The sequence below is a fragment of the Mesorhizobium sp. Root552 genome, assembly GCF_001427285.1.
Taxonomy (GTDB): Bacteria; Pseudomonadota; Alphaproteobacteria; order Rhizobiales; family Rhizobiaceae; genus Mesorhizobium.
In genome coordinates this window covers 18,440-42,153 of the sequence record NZ_LMFV01000005.1, presented here as the reverse complement: position 1 = coordinate 42,153, position 23,714 = coordinate 18,440, and the positions used below count along the sequence as shown (strand labels likewise).

The following is a 23,714-nucleotide window of genomic DNA, read 5'->3' as shown; positions in this document are numbered from 1 at the left end:
GCGCGTGTAGGGCCAGGCTTCGTTACTGAAATTCATGTCGGCTCGGCCGGCTGATGCTTGCTTGTTGTCCAGGCAAGTAATGGATTTTCTGTGCTTTATTTGAAGGGAGAATTGTCGAAATAGAAGAACAGCTCATTCCGAGTGCAAAAAAATCAAACAGGGAACTATGCACTTTATTTTCGGTATAAGCGCTATGTGGAGGAAAAATGACTAAGCAAACTCGTCGTACTTTCTTGAAAGTATCCACCCTTGCTGCCGCGGGACTGGCAACGCCATCCATTTTGCGGCTTGGAGACAGGGCTTGGGCCGCCGACGAAATTCCGGTCGGCATCATGTATTCTCTCACCGGCACCACGGCCATCGTCGAGAAATCGATGAACCAGTGCGCCCAGATGGCGATTGACGAAATCAACGCCAAGGGCGGCGTTCTTGGCAAGAAGCTGCGCCCGATTATCGAGGACCCGGCTTCCGAGCCGCGCATCTACGGCGAAAAGGCCCGCAAGCTCACCATCGAAGACCAGGTGCCTGTGATTTTCGGCTGCTACACCACGGCGAGCCGCAAGGCCGTGCTGCCGGTTGTCGAAAAGCGCAACGGCCTGCTCGTCTGGCCTACCTGGTACGAAGGCGAAGAGTGCTCGAAGAACGTGCTCTATGCAGGTTCCGCGGTGCCGAACCAGCAGCTCGAGAACTCCATTCCGTGGCTGCAGAAGACGCTCGGCAAGAACAAGCTGTTCATCGTCGGCTCGGACTACGCGTTCCCGCGCGGTATGGGCAAGACCACGAAGACCATTTGCCAGGGTATAGGCATGGAAGTTGTCGGCGACGAATATCTGCCGCTTGGCCACACCGAATGGGCCTCGATGGTGTCGAAAATCGGCTCCAGCGGCGCCGATGTGATCTTCTCCAACGTCGTCGGCGATTCCATCGTGGCGTTCTATCGCGAGCTTCGTAACCAGGGTTACGACTTCGAGAAGCTGCCTCTATGCGCATCGACCACCACCGAGGTCGAGATCAAGGCGATGGGCCCGGAATATGCGCTCGGAAGCTATGTTTCGTTGCCATATTTCCAGACGGTCGACACCCCGCAGAACAAGACCTTCGTCGAGGCGTTCAAGGCCTATGCAGGTGCGGATTCCGTGACCCACGCCGCCATGGAGGCTGTATACGTTGGCGTCAACATGTGGGCGATGGCTGCGGAAAAAGCTGGCGACGTATCGCCAGAAGCTGTTGTTGCAAATGCTGGTGGCCTGTCGTTCGACGCACCGCAGGGCAAGGTCACCATCGATCCGCAAAACCTGCACAGCTTCCTGACACCTCGTATCGGCAAGACCAGGGCCGACGGCCTGCTGGACATCGTCGACCAGTACGCAGAGCCACTGCAGCCGCTGCCGTATTCAAGCGTCGGCGAGACGGCGGACAAGCGCATCTGCACCACTTCGGGCGCAACTCTCTAGCGCTTTCATCGACAAGCGTCGGCCGGTGCAGCGAGTGCGCCGGCCGCAATTTCGCAACAGTCGGGCAGAAGCATGGAAACGTTTGTAATCGGCCTGAGCATAGGCTCCATCCTGTTCATGGTGGCCCTCGGTCTGGCCATCATCTACGGGACAATGAAGGTCATCAATCTTGCCCATGGCGAGATGGTGATGATCGGCGCGTACACCACGGTTCTCGCAACCAAGCATCTCGGCTTCAATCTCTACCTTTGCATACCGCTCGCTTTCCTGGTGACGGCTGCATTCGGCTATGTGATTGAACGCACGGTCGTGCAGCGTCTCTACGGGCGGCTTCTCGACACGCTGCTTGCCACCTGGGGCATTGCGCTGATCCTTCAGCAGCTCATTCGAATCCACTTCGGGCTTGCCCTGTTCGGCATTCACATAGATGGGCTCGGTTCGGACCTGCAGAATGTTCCGGTGCCTTCCGAGTTGCAGCAGGCTTTCCACTTCCTTGGCGCCAACATCCCGGTCTATCGAGCCTTCATCTTTGTGATGGCCTTGGTGCTGGGCGCCGTAAGCTGGTGGCTGATCTTCAAGACCCGGTTCGGAAGCCAGTTGCGGGCGGTGTCGGTTGCCAGAAACACGGCCGCCGCCTGTGGCATCAACGACAAGCGTGTCAACACGCTGGCGTTTGCCTACGGTTCGGGATTGGCCGGCATCGCAGGTGTCTTGGTGTCGGGCTTCAAGACCGTTTCGCCTGACATGGGCACGCCTTATGTCGTCGACGCCTTCCTGGTTGTCGTCGCGGGCGGCGTTGGCCATCTCATGGGAACGCTCTTGTCGGCGGGCATCCTTGGCGAAGTGCAGAGCTTCGTCGCAACCTGGCTCAACGACGTTTACGGGCGCACAGTGCTCTTCACCGTCGTCATCCTGATCCTTCTGTTCAAGCCGCAAGGCCTCTTCGTGACCAAAAGCCGCTGACCTTGGCCAGCGGCCGGTCAACCACGAGAATGGTGGAAGAACGTATGACTTACAGATCAGCCTCTCTGGTAGCGTATGTGGCCTTCTTTGTGCTGCTTATGGTGCTGCCTTTTTTCCTCAACAGCTTCTGGACCAACCGGATGGCCACCTATCTGGTCTACTCCATCTGCGCGCTCGGCATTGCCATGTCATGGGGCTATGCCGGCATCCTCAGCCTGGGGCAGGGGCTGTTCTTCGGCATGGGCGCATACATGCTGGCCATGTCATTGACGCTGGCCGATCCGGGCAACAATCCGGTGCCTGAACTCATGCTGCTCAACATGGAGCCCGACGCGGTCCGCGACCTTTGCTGCGTGACCACCGGCTCGTTCCTCTGGATACCGTTTCGATGGGTCACGGTCGGCATTCTTGCAGGCATTGTCGTTCCCTGCATTCTGGCGGCGCTCATTGGCTATGTCATGTTCAAGCGGCGCACCACCGGCGTCTATGTCTCGATCATCACGCTGGCCTTTGCGCTCATCGGCCAGTTGCTCATCATCAACAACCAGCCTTTGACCGGCGGCTTCAATGGTCTCGCCAGCCTGGCGGCGCTTGAAATCGCCGGCTTCGAGTTCGATCCGTACGGTCCGAGTGTCTACTATCTGGTGATGTTCACCTTGCTCGTCGTCATGCTCCTGGCGCGCTACCTTTTGTCCGGGCGGGTTGGCCAGGTGCTGAAGGCCATTCGCGAGGATGAGGCGCGAGCCCGCTACCTTGGCTATGACGTTGAGAACTACAAGCTCTTCATCTTCTGCGTTTCGGCAGGCGTGGCAGGTCTCGCAGGCATGCTGTTTACGGTGACATCCGAGTTCGCAGCACCCTCGCTGATGGCCACGTCCTTCAGCATCTCGATGGTGATCTGGGCTGCAACCGGCGGGCGGGCATCGCTGCTCGGGGCATGTATCGGCGCGCTCATCGTCAACTTCATCGGCTCGCTGGCCAGCGAAAGCGCAACCTTCCAGCCGGTCTGGCCGATCATCCTCGGCGCGCTTTTCGTGTTCGTCGTGCTGGTCATGCCGAATGGCATCGCTGGCCTGTTCAAGGACTTCTTCGATCGTCGTTCGGCCTCCGCAAACGATGGCCACGCCGTCCCCGCAACTGCTGAGGGAAGCTAATGCTGATGACTGCAATTGATGGCAAACAGGCGTTCGAGCCAGTGGCATCGCCGATCCTTCGGACCCGTAACCTGACGGTGCGCTTCGATGAGTTCCCGGCCGTTCGCGACGTCAATCTCGACATTGCCGATGGTGAACTGCGCGTCGTGATCGGTGCCAACGGTGCTGGGAAGTCGACGCTGCTCGACCTTCTTTGCGGCAAGACCTTGCCGTCGGAAGGCGAAATCTGGCTGCGCGACAAGAATATTGCCGGCATCGGCGAAGCGGCGATCGCCCGTAGCGGCATCGGCCGCAAGTTCCAGACGCCGACCGTTTTCAAGGACATGACCGTTCTCGAAAACCTTCAGGTGGCAAGCAATCGGCGCGTTCGCGTGTTCGAAAACCTGTTCGAACGCATCGCCGGCAAGGCCAACGAACGCGAGGCGGCGGTTGCGGAACGGACCGGATTGCAGGACTCGCTGAACCGGCGGGCTTCGGAGCTTTCACACGGCCAGTTGCAATGGCTGGAGCTTGCCATGGTGCTGAGCCAGGAGCCGAAGATCATTTTGCTGGACGAACCGGCCGCCGGCATGACGGCTGCCGAAACCGACAAGACGGCCGGTCTGCTGCTCGATCTGGCCGGCGATCATACAGTGCTGGTGATCGAGCACGACATGGCGTTCGTGCGCCAGATCTGCCGGACCATCACCGTGATGCACCAGGGCTCGGTGCTGGCCGAAGGAACGGCGGAAGAAATCGAGCACAACCCCGCAGTCATCGAAGCATATCTCGGATCGGCGACGCTCAGCCATGCTTAAATTCTCGAACCTCAACGTGTTCTACGGAACGAGCCACATCATCCACGGCCTCGACATGGAGGTTCGCAAGGGCGAGACCTTCTGTCTTCTCGGGCGAAACGGGGTGGGCAAGACCACGCTGTTGCGCAGCCTGCTCGGCATCGACGTGCGCACCACGGGCAGCATCAAGTTCGAGGGCGACGAGATCAGCCGCGACCTGACGTATGAGCGGGCCAGGAAAGGCATCGGCTACGTGCCGCAAGGGCGCGAAATCGTGCCTGGTCTCAGCGTACTCGACAATATCCTGCTCGGCTGCAACGCGAGGAGGGACGGCAAGGCCTCCGTGCCGGATCTGGTTTGGACGCTGTTTCCCTTCCTCAAGGAGCATCTCAGCCGGCGCGGCACGAACCTTTCCGGCGGCCAGCAGCAGCAACTGGCGATCGCACGCGCACTGGCGACCGACCCAAGCATCCTCGTTCTCGATGAACCGACCGAAGGCATCCAGCCCAATATCGTCGAGGACATCGAGAAGGCGATCATCTCGCTCAACCGTGACCACGGACTGACCATCATCCTTGTCGAACAGAAAATCCGCTTCGCAAGAACGGCTGCGCATCGCTTTGCCATACTTGAAAAGGGCCGCATCGCCGCCGCCGGCGACACGGCCGACCTCAGCAACGACCTGATCCGCAAGCACATGAGCCTTTGACGATGAGTGCTTCGACGCTTTTACAGAAAGGACGGCACGATGCTTCGAGTTGAAAGTGTGTTGGGTAGCCGCGCCGACGCGGCCTTGCATCATGCCATTCACCACCTCGAGCATCATGGCTCGGTCGAGTTCGTCGGCATCGCGCCCGTCGATCTTGACCGCCGCAGGTTGCTGGCGCGCACGGATGGCGGCGAGGAAGTGGCGATTGCGCTGCCGCGCGATCAGAAGCTCTACGACGGAGCGGTGCTTCTCCTCGACGATCATCGCGCGGTGATCGTGCGGGCAGGGGTTCAGCGCTGGCTGCGCGTGAAACCGGCTACATCGAGCGATGCACTCGAATTGGGCTACCACGCCGGCAACCTGCACTGGCGTGTGCGCTTCGATGGCACCGACCTCTTGATTGCGCTGGACGGACCTGCGGCCACCTACGCGGCCCGCATCGAGCCGATGATAAGCGCGAAGAGGGTGACGTTGTCGGAGGAGGATGAATGAGCATCGGCCTCGACAGCACGCTACTTGTCGCCTTACAGCATGCCGACAGCCAGTTTCCCTCGGGCGGCTTTGCCTTCTCGCAGGGGCTGGAAGCCTCGTCGCAACTGTCCGCCCGGCTGGGGCCGTGCAACTTTGACGATTTTCTGGAAACGCAGCTTCGCCACCGCTGGGCGGCCGCCGACCGGGTAGCGCTGGCGCGTGCACACCGGCTTGCCGGCGACCTGGCGAAACTGGCGGAACTCGATTTCGAGGTCGAGGCATCTACCTTCGTGGAAGGTCTGCGCGCCGGGTCCCGTCGCAACGGCGTCGCCCTTTTGACGACCCACAGCCGGATCGGCACGACGGGCGCTGGTGCCTATCGTGCCTTGATCGCCGAAGGCAAGGCGCTCGGCCACCTTGCCGTGGTGCAAGGGCTGTTGTGGCGGCAATTGGGGCTTGACGAACCTACGGCAGTTGCAATGGGCGGCTACCAGGCAGCGGCATCGCTGGCGACGGCTGCCGTTCGCCTCGGGCTCGTCGGAGCAATACAGTCGCAAGCGCTGCTGGGAAAAGCACTGACCATCATTGCCGAGGTTTCCCCGGCACCGATCGCCGATGACGAACCAATCCGTTCCTTCACCCCACTGGCCGAAATCGCGGTTGCCCTGCATGGCGCGAGCGGCCAACGCCTGTTTTCGAATTGAGCATGTAGACGAGGACGTGGACCCATGCTTCTGACACCGACCGAGCTTGAAAGACTGACGATCTTCACGGCCGCTGAACTGGCCCGCAAACGCCAAGGGAGGGGGTTGAAACTCAACTATCCCGAAGCGGTCGCCATCATCTCGGATGCCATTCTCGAAGGCGCGCGCGATGGGCGCTCGGTTGCCGAGATGATGTCCTTCGGCTCGCAGATCCTCACGCAGAGCGACGTCATGCCGGGCGTGGCCGCGATGCTTCCTGTCCTCCAGATCGAGGCGACGTTCCCGGACGGCACCAAGCTGGTCACTGTCCACGAGCCGCTGCGGCCGGCGCCGGGCGCCGAGGTCGATACGCTCGAACCTGGCCGCATCATCGCCGCCGAAGGCGAGATCGAGCTCAATGCCGGACGGCCGAAAGTGACGATCAGGGTGGTCAACACGGGCGACCGTCCGGTGCAGATCGGGTCGCACTACCATTTCTTCGAAGCCAACAAGGCGCTGGAATTCGACCGCGAGGCCGCCTTTGGCATGCGGCTCGACATTCCGGCCGGTACGGCTGTGCGCCTGGAGCCCGGCCAGGAGAAGGAAGTCACGCTGACCACATTCGGTGGTCGCCAGGTGATGGGCGGTCTGAACGGACTGACCGGTGGTTCGGCCAAGGATGCGAAAGTTAAGAAGGCTGCGCTGGAGCGCGCCAAGGCCGCCGGCTTCCGCGGCGCGTAACCGAGAGAGGGGAGATCGATCATGGCGATATTGTCACGTCGCGACTACGCCGCAATGTACGGCCCCACGACCGGGGACGGGGTGCGGCTGGGCGACACGGAACTCGTTGCGGTTATCGAGAAGGACTACGCCGTTTACGGCGATGAATGCCTGCACGGCGGCGGCAAGACGCTGCGCGACGGCGCGGGCCTCGCTGCCGGCATCACCAGCGCCGAAGGGGCGCTCGACTTCCTGCTGTGCAACGTCACCGTCATCGATGCCGTTGTCGGTATCGTAAAGGGTGACCTGGGCATCAAGGACGGCAAGATCGTCGGCATCGGCAAGGCCGGCAATCCCGACGTCATGGATGGCGTCGATCCGCGCCTGATCGTGTCGGCCGCAACGACGGTGCGCGACTGCGAGGGTCTGATCGCCACAGCCGGCGCGCTCGACGTCCACGTCCATTTCGACAGCGCGCAACTGTGCGAGCATGCCATCTCCTCCGGCATCACCACGATGCTGGGCGGTTCGCTCGGACCGATCACGGTTGGCATCGACTGCGGCGGGCCGTTCAACGTCGGCAAGATGTTGCAGTCGGCCGAACAGTGGCCGATCAATTTCGGCTTCCTCGGGCGCGGCAATTCCCACAAGCCCGCCTCGCTGGTCGAGCAACTGGAAACGGGCTGCCTCGGCCTCAAGCTTCATGAGGACTGGGGCACCATGCCGGCCTCGATCGACACCTGCCTGACGGTGGCCGACAGGATGGATTTCCCCGTCCAGATCCACACCGATACGCTGAACGAATCCGGCTTCCTTGAGGATACGCTGGCCGCCATCAAGGGCCGCACCATCCATATGTACCACACCGAAGGTGCCGGCGGCGGCCACGCGCCGGACATCATCCGGGTTGCCGGCGTGCCGTGGTGCCTGCCGTCTTCGACCAATCCGACCAACCCCTATACGGTCAACACCTTCGACGAACACCTCGACATGACGATGGTGTGCCACCATCTCAATCCGGCAATCCCGGAGGACGTGGCATTCGCCGAGAGCCGCATCCGCGCCCAGACCATCGCCGCCGAAGACATCCTGCACGACATCGGCGCGATCTCGATGCTGGGCTCCGACAGTCAGGGTATGGGGCGCATCAACGAGGTGGTCTGCCGCACCTGGCAGCTCGCCGACAAGATGAAGAAGCAGCGCGGCCGCCTGCCCGAAGAGTCGACCAAGTTCGGCGACAATGAGCGCATCAAGCGCTATATCGCCAAATACACCATCAACGCCGCGCGCACCTTCGGCATTGCCGGCCACATCGGTTCGCTCGAGGACGGCAAGATGGCCGATATCGTCATCTGGCGTCCGGCCTTCTTCGGCATCAAGCCGGAACTGGTCATCAAGGGCGGTTTCATTGCCTGGGGCGCGATGGGCGACAGCGCAGCCTCGCTGATGACCTGCGAACCGTTGCAACTGCGCCCGCAATGGGGCGCATTCGGCCGCGCCAAGCAGGCGCTGTCGGCCTGCTTCGTCAACCCCGCTGCGATATCGCGCGGCATCGGCGAAGAACTCGACCTGAAGAAGATGCTGCTGCCGTCACGTGGCTCGCGCGGCCTGTCGAAGGACGACATGCTGCACAACAACATCTGCCCGGATATCCGCGTCGATCCGCAGACCTTCGACGTGTTCGTGGATGGCAAGCTCGCCACCTGCGAACCCGCTACCGAACTGCCGCTGGCGCAGCGCTACATGCTGAGGTGATGCCATGAACATGCAACCGGATGTTTCTGTTTCCTCTTCATCACGCGTCGGCGCCGCGCGCGTCGGCATCGGCGGCCCGGTCGGCTCGGGCAAGACCGCCTTGATCGAGCGCCTGATCCCCGCCTTCGCCAAGCGCGGCGTTTCGCTGGCCATCGTCACCAACGACCTTGTCACCGCGGAGGATGCCGAGCGCATTCGCCGCTCCGGCCTGATAGATCCGGCGCGCGTCTCGGCGGTCGAGGCGGGCGCCTGTCCCCATACCGTCATTCGCGAAGACCCGACCCTCAATATCGCTGCCGCCGACGAGCTTGAAGCGCGGTTTCCCGATGTCGAGCTGATCCTGATCGAAAGCGGCGGCGACAATCTCGCATCGACCTTTTCGCTGGATCTCGTCGACTGGTGGATGTTCGTCATCGATGTCGCCGGGGGCGACGACATTCCGCGCAAGAACGGGCCGGGCGTGCTGAAGTGCGATCTTTTGGTGGTCAACAAGACCGATCTCGCCCCGCATGTCGGCGTCGATCTCGAGCAGATGGAGCGTGATGCCGCAAAGGCGCGGGCAGGGCGGCCCATGGTGCTGACCAATTGCCGTGCCGGCCAGGGCATCGACGCCATTGTCGATCAGATACTTGCAAGCGTGCTGTTCAGATGACCAGTCATTGGCCGCAATTGCACACGACCTCGACGCTGCACCCGGCGGTTTCGGGCGGCAGGGCTGGCCGTTTCGAACTTTCGCTGCAACGTCATGGCGACCAAACACGCATCGGGCGTCAGTTCATCTCGTATCCGTTTCACCTGACGCGGCCGTTTGCCTTCGATCTGGCAATTCCGTCGCTGACGACCATCTATCAGCAATCGTCGTCGGGCGGTCTCTACCGGGCCGAGCAGCTGTCGAGCCGCTTCGACCTCGGAGCAGACAGTGCTGCGCATGTGACGACCCAGGCCGCCACTGTCGTCCACCATTGCCATGACGAACCGGCCCGCCTCTCGACCGATATCCGGCTGGAGGAAGGCGCATTCCTGGCGCTGACGCCCGACCCGCTCGTGCTGTTTCCCGGAGCCTCCTGCGCCTCGTCGATCAAGGCGGACCTCGCGCCAGGTTCGGTACTGCTTCTGGCCGATGCCTTTGCCTGCCACGACCCCGTCGGGCAGCAGCGGCTGTTCGACAGGCTCGACAGCGACGTCTTGCTCCGCGACCAATCGGGCAAGCTTCTTGTCCGCGACAGCTTCGCAATCACGGGTGCCGCGCTGGCCACATCGGCTTCGCCGATCGGCTCGTGGCGCGTTGTATCCAACTACATGCTTGCCGGGGATTCTCAGCGCCTCCCGCGCCGCGAGGCATTGGACGAGCTTTGCGGCATGGCAAGCCTTGTCGCCGGCGTCACTGAGCTTCCCAACAAGGCGGGGTGGGGCATCCGTTGCCTATCTGCCGATGCCGTTGCTGCGCGCAGCTTCGCCGAACGCCTGTTTTCCCTTTCGGTCGAGGCGGCATTCGGCGTGCTGCCCGCACCGCGCCGAAAATAGGAAGCCGCAGCCATGTTTATCGACATCAACTCGATTGCAAGGAGACCGAAAATGAAGAGAACCTCGCTTACTGCATTTGCTGCCGCAGCAATACTTGCCGCAAGCTCGACAATTGCCAGCGCCCATGTCGGCGTCGGCGACACAGGCGGCTTTGCCCACGGCTTCATGCATCCGATCGGGGGCATCGACCATATCCTCGCCATGGTCATGGTTGGCCTGTTCGCCGCACAACTGGGCGGCCGTGCCATGTGGCTGGTGCCGGCGGCATTCGTCGGCGTCATGGCTATTGGCGGCGTGGTGGGCTTTTCCGGCCTTCCGTTGCCCTTTGTCGAACTCGGCATCGGCTTGTCGATCGTCGTGCTTGGCGCTGCGGTGGCGTTTGGCCTGAAGCCGGTCGTTGCGGCAGCCACGGGATTGGTCGGGTTTTTTGCCGTGTTCCACGGCTTCGCTCACGGCGCGGAGATGCCGGATAGCGTTGCCGGTCTCGCCTATGGCGCGGGCTTCGTCGTCGCGACCGCCCTGCTTCATGCCGCCGGTTTGGGGATCGGATTGCTCGCGGCCAGCAGTGCCGGTCCGCGTGGTGAAACGATGGTCAGGGCAGCCGGCGCGCTTACAGCGGTTGCCGGCGTGGCCGTCGTCACAGGGGTTATCTGACCCGTCTTGGGGCTGCGTGGCCTTTCCAAAGGCAGCGCAGCCCTCCCGCGCACCATCCCTGCGGTAAAGATTGCCGTCAATGATGCCGGGCAGTATTCAGCCGTCAGCCAACCGCACGCCGGGCCGAAGTCAGGCACGTCACAGCGGAAGGGCGGCAGGCAACAATCAATGGGGATTGGAGGCCGGTCCAAACACTACCCAGCAAGCCCACCTTGCGCCACTCAGGAGACGTGAAAGATGGGAAATGTCGACGTTGACCTAATAAGACGAGCCCGGCAGCCGCGCGAAAGCGAGCGGGTTGAATTTTGCTCGACTGAAGAAGATGCCGCGCTTGCGGAAATTTCTGAAGGCGATCTGGCGTCCATTCCCGATCCGCGTTTCAGCCGCGAAGCGCTTCTACAAACCGCCATAGGACGCGCGGTGCGCGATTGGCGCAGGCGCCATGATCTCAATGGACTCGATCTGGCCAAGGCAGCCGGCATTTCGCTTGGCATGCTGTCACGTATCGAAAACGGGACCGTCTCTCCGTCGCTCAGTACCTTGCAGGCAATCGGGTCGGCCCTCGGCGTGCCCGTCAGCGACCTGATTGGCGGATATAACGAGCACAGCAGGGCGGTTTTTGTATCTTCTCATTATGCAGGCTTGAGGAACAAGGTCTCCACCTCGCTTGTTCGCGAAGTTTCCACATCGCTGCCGCTGGCGCTCGACGCCGTTATCGTCAAGCTCGATTCCGAGGAAGACAAGCAGCCAAAGTTCGAAGAGCGGGGGACGTTCTTCGTCCATTGCCTCAGTGGTGAGGTTACCTATGCTCACGCAAAGAAAAAGTACCCGATGGCGCAAGGCGACAGCCTGACGTTCGAAGCATCCGGCCCGCACGGTGTCGCGATGGGTACCCGGTTTCCGGCCAAGCTGCTGATCGTACGCAATCATGTGGCAGCGAAGCCCGTCAAGGACGGAGCAATGGCCAATGCTCGGCAGGCTGTTGCGAACGCAGCCGAAAGCCTGCGGGCTTCTTCGCGGCAGCGGCCCTGATCGAACCGACCGGCGTTTACGCCCGCCTGCTGCTGATTTGCCATGACGGACGAACCGGATTTGTTCGGCGCCCGATTTGCCCGCCAGCCCAGGAACCATAGGGCAAGGCAGGTGGATGGCACGTTTTCATCGCCGGGAAATAGCGAAATTGCTTTGGTGTCAATGTATTCGTTGACACTAAGATAACTGCACATACGATGCAGATGTAGAGGTGCAATAAGTTCAAATAACTCAAGAATGCNCGAAATTGCTTTGGTGTCAATGTATTCGTTGACACTAAGATAACTGCACATACGATGCAGATGTAGAGGTGCAATAAGTTCAAATAACTCAAGAATGCACCTCCCGAGCATTCGGAAGCTCGCGCGCCCGGAGGGGGCTCGCACAATGGAGGAATTCTCATGAACTCGAAGTTCGGGGCGATCCCGCTTGTCTCGCGCAGACTGCTTCTTTCGGCRGCCGGCGCGCTCTTGACCGCAACCATGCTGGCCGCGCCAACACCGGTGCTGGCCGAAGCCCGTGACAGCGTCACCATCGGCGTGCGCGAGGACATTCCGGGCCTCGACCCGACAATCCGCCAGGGCACCATCATCAGCCTCGTTACGCTCGGGAGTCGGGCAGGGGACTCTACGAACTGGGTGCAACCGCTGGGTGGCGGATTGGGGTGGGGTGGTTGTGGGTAGCAATGCGGCCATGCTGGAGAAGTTTGGATCGCTTTCCTGNCGCAACCATGCTGGCCGCGCCAACACCGGTGCTGGCCGAAGCCCGTGACAGCGTCACCATCGGCGTGCGCGAGGACATTCCGGGCCTCGACCCGACAATCCGCCAGGGTGCCATTATTGGTCTGGTGACGCTTGGCAACATCTTCGAGGGACTGACGCGCTTCAACGAGGACGGGTCGCTGTCGCCGGGGCTGGCGAAGAGCTGGGAGATATCTCCGGACGGCAAGACCTACACCTTCAAGCTGGTCGAAGGCGTGAAGTTCTCCGACGGAAGCGGCTTCGATGCCGCCGATGTSAAATGGACCTTCGAGCGCAATGGCGGCGCCGACAGCACGAACCCTGAGAAGGCCTATTTCGCCCTGATGGARAAGATCGAGACGCCGGATGCGAACACGGTGGTGCTGCATCTGTCGGAGCCGAATTCGCTGCTGTTGCAGAAGCTCGCCTGGGGTGTGTCGGCCATCGTCGCGCAGGAGACGGCGGCGGAAAATGCCGCCAATCCGGTCGGCACCGGGCCGTTCAAGCTCAAGACCTGGGATCGCGGCGCTGCCGTCACCTTGACGCGCAATGATCTTTATCGCGAGCCTGCGCGGGTGAAGCTCAACACCGTCGTGTTCAAGCTGGTGGAAGATCCGTCGGCGCAGGTTGCTGCGGTGCAGGCAGGCGACGTCGATTTCTTCCCGCTGTTTTCCTCGCCCGAAAGCCTCGAGCAGTTCAAGTCCAACCCCGATCTGGTCGTGATGGAAGGGGCGTCCGAGGCGGAAGTTCTGCTCGGCATCAACAACCGCCGCAAGCCGCTAGACAACGTGCTGGTTCGGCGGGCGCTGGCCAAGGCAATCGACCGCCAGGCAGTAGTTGACGGTGCCGAATACGGCTACGGCAAGCCGATCGGTTCGCATTTCTCGACCAACCATCCGGCCTACATTGATACGACTGACGTAAATGCGTTCGACCCGGAAGGGGCCAAGGCCCTGCTTGCCGAAGCAGGCTATCCGGAAGGTTTCGAGATTACCATCAAGGTTCCGCCACAGGGGCCGTTCGTGCGCAGCGCCGAGATCGTTGCCGCCTATTTCGAGCAGGTCGGCGTCAAGCTGAACATTGAGAAGCTGCAATGGCCGCAATGGCTGGAGCAGGTGTTCCGCAACCATAGCTTCGACCTGTCGATCGTGGACCACGATGCGCCGATGGACTTCGACGTCCACGCCAACAAGGATTACTTCTACGGCTACGATAGCCAGAACTACAGGGACGCCCTGACGGCGGTAAAGGCTGCGACGACGCTGGACGCTGAAACGCAGAGCCTTCAAGCGATCCAGAAGCTGTTCGCGGAGGAAATCCCGGTTATTCCGCTCTACCAGACGCGCAACATATCCGTCGCACGCAAGGGACTGGCTGGACTGTGGAAGAACATGCCGGTTTTCATGGCCAACATGACCGACGTGCACTGGGAAAATTGAGCCGCAATGCCTTCAAGGTGACGACATAGGGCGGTATCCGCCAGAAACGGGCAAGCAGGGCGCCATCGGTGGCCCTGCTGCCTGAACTTTAAGCAGAGGAAAGTCGGGAATGAACAGAGAAGCGAAGGCGCTCGATACGTCGATGGCCGATCAGGACCTTTATGGCTACGGCCCCAATCCGCCGCATGCCAAATGGCCCAATGGGGCGCGTGTCGCGGTGTCGCTGGTTCTCAACATCGAGGAGGGGTCCGAATTCGCCATTTCCAAGGGCGACACGCGAAACGAGCGCGTCTACGACATGACGCAGGAACCGCTCGACATTCCCGATCCCGCCATGGAGTCCCACTTCGCCTACGGCGCCCGAGCCGGTTACTGGCGGGTCCTGCGCGTGCTCGACAAGTACGGCGTAACCTGCACGCTCAATCTGTGCGGACAGGCGCTGGAAAAGACCCCCTGGGTCGGAGAGGACGGCCTCAAGCGCGGGTTCGAGATCGGCTGCCACGGCTATCGCTGGGACACGCCCGCCGGCAAGAACGAGGACGAGGAACGGAGCTGGATCCAGCAGTCGGTGGAAAGCATCCGCCGCGTGACCGGCGTGCGGCCTGTTGGCTGGCATTCGCGCGCTCCCTACACACTGGCAACGCGCCGGCTGCTCATTGAGGAAGGCGGCTTCATCTATGACAGCGACCTCTACGACGACGACCTGCCGCGCATCCTGACGGTCGGCGACCGTCGCCATGTTGTCGTGCCATACAGCCTCGACACCAACGACATGCGCTGCCAGCGCCCGGAATCGCCGTTCGTTCGTGCCAAGGATTTCTCGGACTACGTCAATGACGGGTTCGACTGGCTGTGGGAAGAGGGCGAGACCTCGCCCAAGATGATGACAATCGGCCTGCACACCCGCATCATCGGTCGGCCGGCGCGCATAAACGGGCTGGAAGCCGTGCTGCGCCACATGACAGACAAGGGCAAGGTATGGTTCGCGACGCGCGAGCAGATTGCGCGCCACTGGCTTCAACTGTCGAAGGGCTGATGCCCCATCGACGGAAAGACCGCACAAGCACCTGAAGAGAGAATGCCCAACATGCGCCTGCTGGTTGTCCAGTCCAATACCTCGGAATTCATGACTGACCTCATAGCCGAGGAAGCTCGGCGCGCCGCTTCGCCGGACACGGAAATCAAGGCCGTGACGGTTGGTTTCGGCGCGCGCGGCATCGAGTGCCGGACAGAGGTTGCCATCGCCGCGCACGCAACAGTGGTGGCCTTCGCCGAAAATGCGGAAGGCATAGACGCCGGATTGATCTCCTGCTTCTCCGATCCGGGCCTTGCAGCGGCAAGGGAACTGATGCCGTTTCCTGTCGTCGGCATCGCCGAGACGTCGATGCTCACCGCCTGCATGCTGGGCGGCCGGTTTTCAATCGTCACGCTTGGCGCTCGCATGGCCCAGCCGCTGCGCGAACTTGCCATGCAGTACGGTCTCGGTTCGCGGCTCGCCAGCGTGCGCACCATCGAGCGCCGCGTCGTTGACGCGGGCTCGGACCCCGGCAGCCTCGCCGATGAGGTAACGGCCCTTTCCAATGCCGCCATCGAGCAGGACGGCGCGGAAGTGATCATCCTTGGCGGCGGCGCGGTTGCGGGGCTCAGCCGTCAACTGGTCGATCGCATCAATGCGCCGCTGCTTGACGGGGTGACCTGTGCGGTGCGCATGGCCGAAGCCCTGCATGGCATAGGCGCTTCGAAAGCGAGGGCAGGCAGCTACAGGGCGCCGGCTGCGAAGGAAATGGTTGGGGTGAGCCCCGTCCTGGCAGGCTTGTTCGGCAGCAAGCGATAAAACGATCGTCTATTCTCGATAGGACCCGCGGCCGATAAACTCGACCAGCTCGGGATCGAGGCCCTTCGGCCTCTCGATCGGTTGCGCGACGAAACTGCCGGTGCTGGGCTTCGGAAACGCCAGCCGGGCAAGCGTGATGGCGTGCAGCACAGCGCACGAAATGCCATCGATCAGCGGCACCGGAATTTGCGCCTGGAGCTTGTGCGCGACGCCGGCCATTGTTCCGCCAGTGACGATGACGGAATCAGCGCCATGATCCGATGCCAGAGATTTCGCCGCTGCAACCGTCAGTTCGGCGATACGGGCCGGATCGGCAAAATCGGCAACGGTCATGTCGATGACCTTGAGTGCTGCCATGCGGTTGGTGAGACCGTGGGAGGCAACCACTTCGCGGAAGACCGGTTCCGCGCGCCGGTCGAAGACGATCATTCCGAACTTGCCGCCCATCATGCAGGCGGTCAGGAGCGCGGCCTCGGTCATGCCGACCACCGGGATCGGTGATATCTCGCGCAATGCGCCAAGCCCGGTATCGGTCGAAACCGCGATGACGACGGCGTCGCAACCTTGGTGATGCTTTGCCAGGGCAACCATCATCGCGTGTGCTGCCAGGACGTTGTCGGCGCGGGTCAGTATCAATCCGGCCCCGAAATCGGCGGTGACCGGGACGATCTCGACGTCGGGTCCGGCGATCCGCCTTGCCTCGGTCGCGCCTTTCTCGGTGGTTGCCGGCGAGGTATTTCCGTTGATCAGCAAAATGCGCATTCAGTTTCACCCATGCCGGTGGCCGGAAGCCCGGTTTGTTTCAGACGGCGACAGCCGTTTGCATTGAGGCCCGTTCGCTTCTCGTTTCTTCGAAGAAATGGCAGGCAACCGAATGGCCGCCATCGACGACGCGCAGGGTGGGCTGCTGGGTGCGGCAGCGTTCCTTGGCGAAGCTGCAGCGCCCGGCAAAGGTGCAACCGGTCTGCGCAGCGGTCTGGGTCTTGAGAGCCGTTGGCGCCTGGCGCGCAGCTCGCCGGTTTTTCACGCCGACATGAGGAACGGCATCGACCAGTGACTGCGTATAAGGGTGCAGGGGATTGTTGAACAATTGCGACGTCGGCCCCTGTTCCACGATGCGCCCCAGATAGATCACCGCGGCATCCTGACAGGCATAGTCGACAACGGCGAGATTGTGACTGATGAACACGAAGGTGATGCCGAATTGATCCTCGAGGTCGCGCAGCAAGTTGAGCACCTGGGCCTGCACCGAAACGTCCAGCGCCGACACGGGTTCGTCGGCGACGATCAGCGAAGGGCGCGTGATCAAGGCGCGCGCTATGGCCACGCGCTGGCGCTGGCCACCGGAAAACTCGTGCGGATACTTTTCCATATCTGTGGGCCGCAGGCCGACCGAAGTCAGGGCCTCCGCAACCTTTTCCTTGCGTTCCTGCTTGCCGATGGCGTCGCCCACGGCATAGAGCGGCTCGGCCACGATGCGCTCGACATGATGGCGCGGATTGAGTGAGCCGAAAGGGTCCTGGAACACCATCTGGAAATCGGATCTCATCTCCCTCAGCTCGGCCGGCGAAATCGCGGTGATGTCCTTTCCCTTGACCTTCACGGTACCCGACGAAGGCTTGTCCAGTCCCATGATGATGCGGGCGAGCGTGGACTTGCCGCAACCGGATTCACCGACGATGCCGAAGCTGCGCTGTGGTTCGACCGTCAGGTTGATGCCGTTCAGCGCATAGACCGTGCTTGCGGGGCGAAACAGGGATTCGCGCGGCAGCTGGAAGCGCCGCTCCAGATTGCTGATTTCGATGATGGGCTGGGTCATTGAGCCGTCTCCATGACGCGCCCGGCCTTTATGCAGGCGGCAACATGCGCGTCGTCAACCGATACGAAGGGTGGCGGAGCCTGCAGGCATTCGGCGCAGACCAGATCGCATCGTCCGGCAAAGATGCAGGATTTCATCTCGCTGCCGATCTCCGGCATGGTGCCGGGTATCGTCTTCAGCCGTTCGCTTCGCGACATGCCGAACCGCGGAATCGCCTCAAGAAGCCGGCTGGTATAAGGGTGCGCCGGCTGGGAAAAAATCTTGTCGGCCTGGCCTCGCTCCACGACATTGCCGCCATACATAACCAGCATTTCATCGACCATCTCGCCGATCACGCCGAGATCATGGGAGATGATGATGAGCGCCATGCGGGTCTCGCTGACGAGTTCACGCAACAGATCGAGGATCTGGCGCTGAACCGTCACATCGAGCGCTGTGGTCGGCTCGTCGGCGACAAGCACTTTCGGCGAACAGGAGAGCGCGATAGCGATCATGACGCGCTGGCGCTGCCCGCCCGAAAGCTGGTGCGGATAGACGTCCAGCCTTCGTGCGGCGTCTGGAATTCCGACGCGGTCGAGCAGCCGGATGGCTTCCTGCCGGGCTGCGGCGCGCGTCATGCCCTTGTGCAGGGTCAACGGCTCGGCAACCTGCCGTCCTATCGTCTGGACGGGGTTGAGCGATGTCATGGGCTCCTGGAAGATCATGGCGACCTTGTTGCCCCGAACCGAGCACATCTCCTGCTCGCTAAGTGAAAGCAGTTCCTGGCCGGCCAGGTTGATCGAGCCGCTGGCACGAATGGCGCCGGGCAAGAGACCCATCACAGCCAGCGCCGTCATGGATTTGCCGGACCCGGATTCGCCCACGACACCCAGCGAACGGCCGGCATCCAGTTCGAAACTCACATCCTTGACGATGGATATGTCGCGCGTCGCGCCGGCGAGGGTGATGTTGAGGTTTTTGACCTGAAGCATTGTGGCTCTCCCCTGCCGTCTATCGTGCACGTGCAAGTTTCGGGTCGAGAACGTCGCGTAACCCGTCGCCGATCAGATTCAGGCCCAGCACCGAAAGAGCGATGGCAAGGCCGGGGAAGATCGCCAGATGCGGCGCGAGGCCGACGAAGGTCTGGGCGTTGTTCAGCATCTTGCCCCAGCTCGGTTCGGGCGGTTGCGTGCCGAGGCCGAGGAAGGAAAGGGCGGCTTCGGCGAGAATGGCGACGGCAAACAGGATCGTGGCCTGGACGATCAGGGCTCCGCTGATGTTCGGTAGCACATGCTCGATGGTGATGCGCAGCCGGCCTTTGCCGCAGGTTTGCGCGGCCATGACATATTCCCGCGCCCATGCGGCATTGGCGGCGCCGCGCGTGATGCGGGCGAAAATCGGAATGTTGAAAATGCCGATCGCCAGGATCGAGTTGACCGTGCCGGGGCCAAGGATCGCCGTCAGCAGCACAGCGGTGATGATGATCGGAAAGGCGATGGAAAAGTCGCTCATGCGCATGATGAGTTCTTCCACCCAGCCGCGGTAGGTGGAGGCGAGCGCGCCCAGCGCCACGCCGACGAGCAAGCCGACGCTGACGGCGAGGAAGCCGACAATGATGGAAATCTGCGACCCGCTCATCAGCATGGAAAGCACGTCGCGCCCGAGGTGGTCGGTGCCGAGCCAGTGCTTGGCGGACGGGCCTTTCAACTTGTTGGCGATGTCGATGGCCGTCGGTGACCAGGGTGTCCAGAACAGGCTGAGGACGGCGACCGACAGCAACAGTAGCGTGAGCACGCCGCCGATCATGAGGCTGCGGTGCATGCGGGCGTTTTTGAGAAACGTGCTCATCGTCAGTGCCCCTGATGCTTGAGACGCGGGTCGATGACCGCATAGAGAAGGTCGACCACCAGATTTATGAAGACCACCAGCGCCACCAGCAGCATGATGAGGTTTTTCACCACCATCAGGTCGAGTTGGGTGAGCGACTGGAAAACGAGACGGCCAAGGCCGGGAATGTTGAACACCTGCTCGATGACGATGGTGCCGACGAGCAGGCTGGAGAGTTCCAGTCCGCATATCGTGATGATCGGTATCATCGCGTTGCGCAGCACGTGCTTGACCAGCGTCGATTTGCGGCTGAGCCCCTTGGCGCGCGCCGTCCTGACAAAATCCTCGCGCAGGACATCGAGCACGGCAGAGCGCGAGATGCGGGCAAAGATGGCGGCCTCGACGATTGCCAGCGAGAACGCCGGCAGGATCAACGCCTTGATCGCCGGCCAGAATCCGGCGCTCCAGCCGGGGAAGCCGCCTGCCGGGAACCATCCGAGATAGATCGAAAAGACGAGAACCAGCAGGATTGCGAACCAGAAATTCGGTATGGCGATGCCGAGCTGGCCGAAGATCATGACGCCATAGTCGCGCGGGGTCTTGTGGTTGGCGGCTGCATAGAGGCCGACCGGCACGCCGATTGCCACGCTGATCAACGCGGCAAGCAGCGCCAGCGGTAGCGTCACCCCCAATCGGGTCATGATCAGCTCGCTGACGGGCATGACATAGGTGAAACTCTCGCCCATGTCGCCGACTACCAGCCCGCCGATCCAGGTGAAGTAGCGCTCGACCATTGGACGATCGACGCCGAGCTTCTTCTGCAGGGCTTCCAGTGCATCAGGAGGCGCGTCGATGCCCAGCATGATCTGGGCCGGGTCGCCCGGAAGCAGTTCGAGTGCGGCAAAGATGACCACCGAGGCGATGGCCAGCGTTGCCACAAAGGTCGCAATTCGGCGTAGCAGGAATGCGATCATCTCCGTTACCTCTCAGGTGCCCGTTGACCGGCGCGCCGCGGATTGCGGGCGCAGGTCGTTATAGCGGTATGGATCGTCGGCCGCGTTGCACTGGTAGTGGCTGTAGAATTGCTTCACGTGGCCGAATACCTGGCGCGCCACGTCCTTGAATTCGAGTTCGCCGGCAGTGAGGGGCTGGCGCGCATTTTCCGCCAGTTCCTTGAGGATTTCCGTCCGGTCGAGCCGGCTGGACTGGCCGTTGCGCCAGATCGCTTCGCCCGCGACGACAACCGTGTCGACGGAACGGGTGGCGGCGCGCTTGACCATGGCATCGACCAACGGCACTTCGCCATCGAGGTAAGGGTAGGCGATGCTGTCCCAGTCCAGCAGCACGCAGTCCGCCGCCTTGCCGGGTTCAAGCGTGCCGATCCGGTCGCCGAAAGGCGTGGTTCCTGCACCGTGTTCGGTCGCCATGCGAAGGACTTCGCCACAGCTTGGCGGAACATCGTCCATGCCCGGCGTGCGGTGGATGTTCAGCACCATCCGCATTTCCTGCAGCATATCGCGGTCGTCGTTGATGCCGGCTTCGTCGATGCCGACGCAAACCGGAATGCCGTGCCGGGCGAAGCGGTTGACGGGAGCGATGCCGCTGCGGATTCGTAGGTTCGAACTGACATTGTTGCATATCCGGCAGCCTGTCCCGGCAACGCGCTCGATATCGGATTCGCTCAACCACACGGCATGTCCGAGCGTGAGGCGCGGTCCGAGCAGGCCGAGCGCCTCTATATGCTCGACTGCGGATCTGCCCGTTCGCTTGAGCGCATACTCGCGTTGGTACTTGGTCTCGAGCAAATGCAGGTGCATCGGAACGTCGTAGGCATCGGAGACCTCCTTGGTTCTCACCAGCGCTTCGTCGCTCATCCAATGCAGGTTCGCCGGGGAAAGCTGGATCTTCAGCCTGTCATCCGATGCATATTTCTCGTGCAGCGCCTTGAAGAGCGTGAAATTGTCTTCCAGCGAAATGGCGTTGCCTGCCGTGAACTGGACCAGCTTTTCGCCCAGCTGCTTTGGCAGGCTGGCGGCAAAATGGGCATCGTCCTGATGGAGAAGCCGGTTCTGATCCATGATTACATAGGAATAGGATGCGCGCATGCCGATGTCGCGATAGGCGCGCAGGACTTCGTTTGCGACATTGTAGATGTTCTCGACCGGGCCGGGGACGCCGTACTGGATATGCTGGACGGTGGTGATGCCCGAGCCGATCATCTCGAAGGCCGAGTAAAGCGTATCGAGATAGGGATCGATGGTGCGCTTGGCCATCAGTTTGGCGATCCACAGTTCCAGCGCGACGTCTGGCGCACCGTGCTGGGTCGGTGTGACACCCATATGATGGTGCCCGTTGACGAAGCCCGGCACGACGACGTGACGGTCGGAGCCGATGGTTTCGTCAGGCCGGTGACGGGCCAGCAGGTCGGCCTTCTTGCCGATTTCGACGATCTTGCCGTCGCGCTGGAAAATGGCGCCGTCCGCCACAATAACCGGCTCGTCGCGTCCCTCTACGCGACAGACGACGTATTTCCCTGAGATCAGGCTCGATGTCATAAGCTGCGGCACTCCATGCACGGTCTGAAAAAGAGGCGACCGCAGGATAAGCCTTCCTGCGGTCGCCGCCGATGATCTTAGTCTGCCCAGTAAACTTCAGTCATGTCAGCCTTGAAGGTGGGCATGCTCTTCCACAGGCCAGTGAGGCCTTTGCGCGCGATGGAGATATTGCGCGCCTGATAAAGGAAGAGGGCCGGAACGTCCTTGGCAAGGAAGTCCTGCATCTTTTGGAAGGCAGCCGTCTGCTGCTCTTCGGTAGCCGCCGCCTTGATCTCCTGCCAGATCGCCTGGAATTCCGGGCTGTCGTAGCCGAAGAAGAAGTTGGGATTTGCATAGACGTCGAAGTCCATCGGCGACACGTGGTCGACGATCGAAATATCGTAGCTATGGTTCTGGAACACTTGCTCCAGCCATTGCGGCCACTGGACCTTCTCGATCTTCAGCTTGACGCCGACCTGCTCGAAATAGGCGGCAACGATCTCGGCGCTGCGCACGAAGGGCCCCTGCGGCGGAACCTTGATCGTGGTCTCGAAACCTTCCGGATAGCCTGCTTCGGCAAGCAAGGCTTTCGCAGCCTCCGGGTCGTAGGCATTCACCGCTGTCATATCGACATAGGCGGGATGGTTGGTCGAGAAATGCGCGCCGATCGGCTTGCCGTAGCCGTATTCGGCACCGTCAACTACTGCCTGGCGGTCGATTGCCTTGGCCAGCGCCCGCCGAACCAGCACGTTGTCGAATGGCTTGCGGCGGCTGTTCAACCCCATGATGACCTCGAATTCCGAAGCGCCATCCATCACGACCAGATCGGGGTTGGACTTGAACTGCTCGAGGCTTTCGGGCGAGGAAAACAGCGGGAAGAAATCGACGTCGCCTGCCTGCACCGCAGCNATCCATCACGACCAGATCGGGGTTGGACTTGAACTGCTCGAGGCTTTCGGGCGAGGAAAACAGCGGGAAGAAATCGACGTCGCCTGCCTGCACCGCAGCAACCTGCGCCGACGGATCTTCCACCAGCTTGAACACGACCGTGTTGAGCTTCACCCGCGCAGGCTCGCGATAAAGATCATTGCGCGTCAAGGTGACGGCAGCGCCGCGATCCCAGGCCTTGAGCTTGAACGGCCCGGTGCCGACGGGATTGGCAGCGTTCTCCGCCGCCGTCTCCTGCGCGACGATGGCCGACACACCCCAGGCGAGCTTCTGCAAGAGCAGCGAATTCGGCTCCGACAGATGCAGCACCACCGTGTTCGCATCCGGCGTCTCGATCTTCTCCATCAGGGCGAAATAGGCCTTCTCAGGGTTCGTGCTGTCGGCGCCGCCATTGCGCTCGAAGGTCCATTTCACATCGGCGGCGTCGAAGCCGCTTCCGTCGGAGAACTTCACGCCTTCGACCAGCTTGAAGGTGTAGGTCTTGCCGTCCGGAGATATCTCCCAGCTCTTCGCCAGTCCCGGCGACAGCGATCCGTCCTCGTTGAAGCGCGTCAGTCCCTCGAAAACGTTGCCGAGCGTAACGAGGCTGATGATGGTGCCCTGGCGGATTGTCGGGTCGAGGCCCGGAATGTCCTCGCGCACGCCGATGGTGACGCTGTCACGGGCTTCGGCCAGCACCGGTGTTGGCGCGGCCAGCAT

The 23,714-nt window shown here is 61.7% G+C and carries 25 protein-coding genes; 17 read left to right on the top strand and 8 right to left on the bottom strand.

Translation table 11 applies throughout. From position 1 onward, the window contains the following. Nucleotides 1-206: 206 nt before the first annotated feature. From ASD50_RS02850 to ASD50_RS02770, 17 genes are all read left to right on the top strand, one after another. The gene (locus ASD50_RS02850; protein ID WP_056235812.1) at nt 207-1,454 is read left to right on the top strand and encodes a transporter substrate-binding domain-containing protein; all 1,248 of its coding nucleotides are present in this window, start codon (nt 207-209) and stop codon (nt 1,452-1,454) included. Between the two features lie 72 nt (nt 1,455-1,526). Then, on the top strand, nt 1,527-2,417 hold the full coding sequence (gene urtB, locus ASD50_RS02845) for an urea ABC transporter permease subunit UrtB (protein WP_056235809.1): 891 nt from the start codon (nt 1,527-1,529) through the stop codon (nt 2,415-2,417). A 44-nt stretch (nt 2,418-2,461) separates the two neighbouring features. After that, on the top strand, nt 2,462-3,571 hold the full coding sequence (gene urtC, locus ASD50_RS02840) for an urea ABC transporter permease subunit UrtC (RefSeq protein WP_056236140.1): 1,110 nt from the start codon (nt 2,462-2,464) through the stop codon (nt 3,569-3,571). 41 nt (nt 3,572-3,612) lie between these two features. After that, entirely contained in the window at nt 3,613-4,368 is a 756-nt protein-coding gene (urtD, locus tag ASD50_RS02835) for an urea ABC transporter ATP-binding protein UrtD (protein WP_056236137.1), read from the top strand. Next, nucleotides 4,361-5,056 carry an urea ABC transporter ATP-binding subunit UrtE gene (urtE, locus tag ASD50_RS02830; RefSeq protein WP_056235806.1) on the top strand — a complete coding sequence of 232 codons (696 nt, stop codon included), beginning with the start codon at nt 4,361-4,363 and terminating at the stop codon, nt 5,054-5,056. The genes urtD and urtE overlap by 8 nt, the downstream gene beginning before the upstream one ends. A 39-nt stretch (nt 5,057-5,095) precedes the next feature. Continuing rightward, on the top strand, nt 5,096-5,548 hold the full coding sequence (ureE, locus tag ASD50_RS02825; protein ID WP_056235802.1) for an urease accessory protein UreE: 453 nt from the start codon (nt 5,096-5,098) through the stop codon (nt 5,546-5,548). Next, the gene (locus ASD50_RS02820; protein ID WP_056235797.1) at nt 5,545-6,231 is read left to right on the top strand and encodes an urease accessory protein UreF; all 687 of its coding nucleotides are present in this window, start codon (nt 5,545-5,547) and stop codon (nt 6,229-6,231) included. Before ureE ends, ASD50_RS02820 begins: the two co-directional genes overlap by 4 nt. A 24-nt stretch (nt 6,232-6,255) precedes the next feature. After that, entirely contained in the window at nt 6,256-6,951 is a 696-nt protein-coding gene (locus ASD50_RS02815; protein ID WP_056235794.1) for an urease subunit gamma, read from the top strand. Nucleotides 6,952-6,972: 21 nt separating this feature from the next. Further along, nucleotides 6,973-8,685 carry an urease subunit alpha gene (gene ureC / locus ASD50_RS02810; protein ID WP_056235790.1) on the top strand — a complete coding sequence of 571 codons (1,713 nt, stop codon included), beginning with the start codon at nt 6,973-6,975 and terminating at the stop codon, nt 8,683-8,685. 4 nt (nt 8,686-8,689) lie between these two features. Beyond that, nucleotides 8,690-9,337 (top strand): urease accessory protein UreG, encoded by a 648-nt coding sequence (gene ureG / locus ASD50_RS02805; protein ID WP_082549466.1) that lies wholly within the window; start codon nt 8,690-8,692, stop codon nt 9,335-9,337. After that, nucleotides 9,334-10,209, top strand: coding sequence for an urease accessory protein UreD (locus ASD50_RS02800; protein WP_056235787.1), 876 nt, complete (start codon nt 9,334-9,336; stop codon nt 10,207-10,209). Before ureG ends, ASD50_RS02800 begins: the two co-directional genes overlap by 4 nt. A 51-nt stretch (nt 10,210-10,260) precedes the next feature. After that, the gene (locus ASD50_RS02795) at nt 10,261-10,863 is read left to right on the top strand and encodes a HupE/UreJ family protein (protein ID WP_056235783.1); all 603 of its coding nucleotides are present in this window, start codon (nt 10,261-10,263) and stop codon (nt 10,861-10,863) included. Between the two features lie 237 nt (nt 10,864-11,100). Then, nucleotides 11,101-11,895, top strand: coding sequence for a helix-turn-helix domain-containing protein (locus ASD50_RS02790; RefSeq protein ID WP_056235779.1), 795 nt, complete (start codon nt 11,101-11,103; stop codon nt 11,893-11,895). 401 nt (nt 11,896-12,296) lie between these two features. Further along, a complete protein-coding gene (locus tag ASD50_RS02785; protein WP_056235775.1) occupies nt 12,297-12,578 on the top strand; it encodes a hypothetical protein in 282 nt (93 codons plus the stop codon). 47 nt (nt 12,579-12,625) lie between these two features. After that, entirely contained in the window at nt 12,626-14,074 is a 1,449-nt protein-coding gene (locus ASD50_RS24195) for an ABC transporter substrate-binding protein (RefSeq protein WP_056235772.1), read from the top strand. 109 nt (nt 14,075-14,183) lie between these two features. After that, complete coding sequence (locus ASD50_RS02775; protein ID WP_244484406.1) at nt 14,184-15,110, top strand: polysaccharide deacetylase family protein; 927 nt, start codon at nt 14,184-14,186, stop codon at nt 15,108-15,110. A 42-nt stretch (nt 15,111-15,152) separates the two neighbouring features. Continuing rightward, entirely contained in the window at nt 15,153-15,908 is a 756-nt protein-coding gene (locus ASD50_RS02770; protein ID WP_056235769.1) for an aspartate/glutamate racemase family protein, read from the top strand. 9 nt (nt 15,909-15,917) lie between these two features. Here ASD50_RS02770 and ASD50_RS02765 read toward each other — a convergent pair whose 3' ends face one another. The 8 genes from ASD50_RS02765 to ASD50_RS02730 all read right to left on the bottom strand — a co-directional run. After that, nucleotides 15,918-16,670, bottom strand: a complete 753-nt coding sequence (locus ASD50_RS02765; RefSeq protein ID WP_056235767.1) for an aspartate/glutamate racemase family protein — start codon at nt 16,668-16,670, stop codon at nt 15,918-15,920. A gap of 40 nt (nt 16,671-16,710) precedes the next feature. Continuing rightward, complete coding sequence (locus ASD50_RS02760; protein ID WP_056235762.1) at nt 16,711-17,727, bottom strand: ABC transporter ATP-binding protein; 1,017 nt, start codon at nt 17,725-17,727, stop codon at nt 16,711-16,713. Then, on the bottom strand, nt 17,724-18,698 hold the full coding sequence (locus ASD50_RS02755; RefSeq protein WP_056235758.1) for an ABC transporter ATP-binding protein: 975 nt from the start codon (nt 18,696-18,698) through the stop codon (nt 17,724-17,726). The genes ASD50_RS02760 and ASD50_RS02755 overlap by 4 nt, the downstream gene beginning before the upstream one ends. Nucleotides 18,699-18,717: 19 nt before the next feature. After that, complete coding sequence (locus tag ASD50_RS02750; protein WP_056235753.1) at nt 18,718-19,554, bottom strand: ABC transporter permease; 837 nt, start codon at nt 19,552-19,554, stop codon at nt 18,718-18,720. Nucleotides 19,555-19,556: 2 nt separating this feature from the next. After that, nucleotides 19,557-20,507: an ABC transporter permease gene (locus ASD50_RS02745; RefSeq protein WP_056235749.1), complete on the bottom strand. Its 951-nt coding sequence runs from the start codon at nt 20,505-20,507 to the stop codon at nt 19,557-19,559. Nucleotides 20,508-20,519: 12 nt separating this feature from the next. Then, entirely contained in the window at nt 20,520-22,088 is a 1,569-nt protein-coding gene (locus tag ASD50_RS02740) for an amidohydrolase family protein (RefSeq protein WP_056235746.1), read from the bottom strand. A gap of 77 nt (nt 22,089-22,165) precedes the next feature. After that, nucleotides 22,166-22,969, bottom strand: a complete 804-nt coding sequence (locus tag ASD50_RS24190; protein WP_413813869.1) for an ABC transporter substrate-binding protein — start codon at nt 22,967-22,969, stop codon at nt 22,166-22,168. A gap of 7 nt (nt 22,970-22,976) precedes the next feature. Beyond that, nucleotides 22,977-23,714, bottom strand: a 738-nt coding sequence (locus tag ASD50_RS02730; protein ID WP_244484405.1) for an ABC transporter substrate-binding protein, incomplete at both ends; no start/stop codon positions are given.

Bases quoted from the DNA above. Each gene is read 5' to 3' on its own strand.
- ASD50_RS02850 (WP_056235812.1), top strand. From the start codon at position 207: ATGACTAAGCAAACTCGTCGTACTTTCTTGAAAGTATCCACCCTTGCT.
- urtB (WP_056235809.1), top strand. From the start codon at position 1,527: ATGGAAACGTTTGTAATCGGCCTGAGCATAGGCTCCATCCTGTTCATG.
- urtC (WP_056236140.1), top strand. From the start codon at position 2,462: ATGACTTACAGATCAGCCTCTCTGGTAGCGTATGTGGCCTTCTTTGTG.
- urtE (WP_056235806.1), top strand. From the start codon at position 4,361: ATGCTTAAATTCTCGAACCTCAACGTGTTCTACGGAACGAGCCACATC.
- ureE (WP_056235802.1), top strand. From the start codon at position 5,096: ATGCTTCGAGTTGAAAGTGTGTTGGGTAGCCGCGCCGACGCGGCCTTG.
- ASD50_RS02820 (WP_056235797.1), top strand. From the start codon at position 5,545: ATGAGCATCGGCCTCGACAGCACGCTACTTGTCGCCTTACAGCATGCC.
- ASD50_RS02815 (WP_056235794.1), top strand. From the start codon at position 6,256: ATGCTTCTGACACCGACCGAGCTTGAAAGACTGACGATCTTCACGGCC.
- ureC (WP_056235790.1), top strand. From the start codon at position 6,973: ATGGCGATATTGTCACGTCGCGACTACGCCGCAATGTACGGCCCCACG.
- ureG (WP_082549466.1), top strand. From the start codon at position 8,690: ATGAACATGCAACCGGATGTTTCTGTTTCCTCTTCATCACGCGTCGGC.
- ASD50_RS02800 (WP_056235787.1), top strand. From the start codon at position 9,334: ATGACCAGTCATTGGCCGCAATTGCACACGACCTCGACGCTGCACCCG.
- ASD50_RS02795 (WP_056235783.1), top strand. From the start codon at position 10,261: ATGAAGAGAACCTCGCTTACTGCATTTGCTGCCGCAGCAATACTTGCC.
- ASD50_RS02790 (WP_056235779.1), top strand. From the start codon at position 11,101: ATGGGAAATGTCGACGTTGACCTAATAAGACGAGCCCGGCAGCCGCGC.
- ASD50_RS02775 (WP_244484406.1), top strand. From the start codon at position 14,184: ATGAACAGAGAAGCGAAGGCGCTCGATACGTCGATGGCCGATCAGGAC.
- ASD50_RS02770 (WP_056235769.1), top strand. From the start codon at position 15,153: ATGCCCAACATGCGCCTGCTGGTTGTCCAGTCCAATACCTCGGAATTC.
- ASD50_RS02765 (WP_056235767.1), bottom strand. From the start codon at position 16,670: ATGCGCATTTTGCTGATCAACGGAAATACCTCGCCGGCAACCACCGAG.
- ASD50_RS02760 (WP_056235762.1), bottom strand. From the start codon at position 17,727: ATGACCCAGCCCATCATCGAAATCAGCAATCTGGAGCGGCGCTTCCAG.
- ASD50_RS02755 (WP_056235758.1), bottom strand. From the start codon at position 18,698: ATGCTTCAGGTCAAAAACCTCAACATCACCCTCGCCGGCGCGACGCGC.
- ASD50_RS02750 (WP_056235753.1), bottom strand. From the start codon at position 19,554: ATGAGCACGTTTCTCAAAAACGCCCGCATGCACCGCAGCCTCATGATC.
- ASD50_RS02745 (WP_056235749.1), bottom strand. From the start codon at position 20,507: ATGATCGCATTCCTGCTACGCCGAATTGCGACCTTTGTGGCAACGCTG.
- ASD50_RS02740 (WP_056235746.1), bottom strand. From the start codon at position 22,088: ATGACATCGAGCCTGATCTCAGGGAAATACGTCGTCTGTCGCGTAGAG.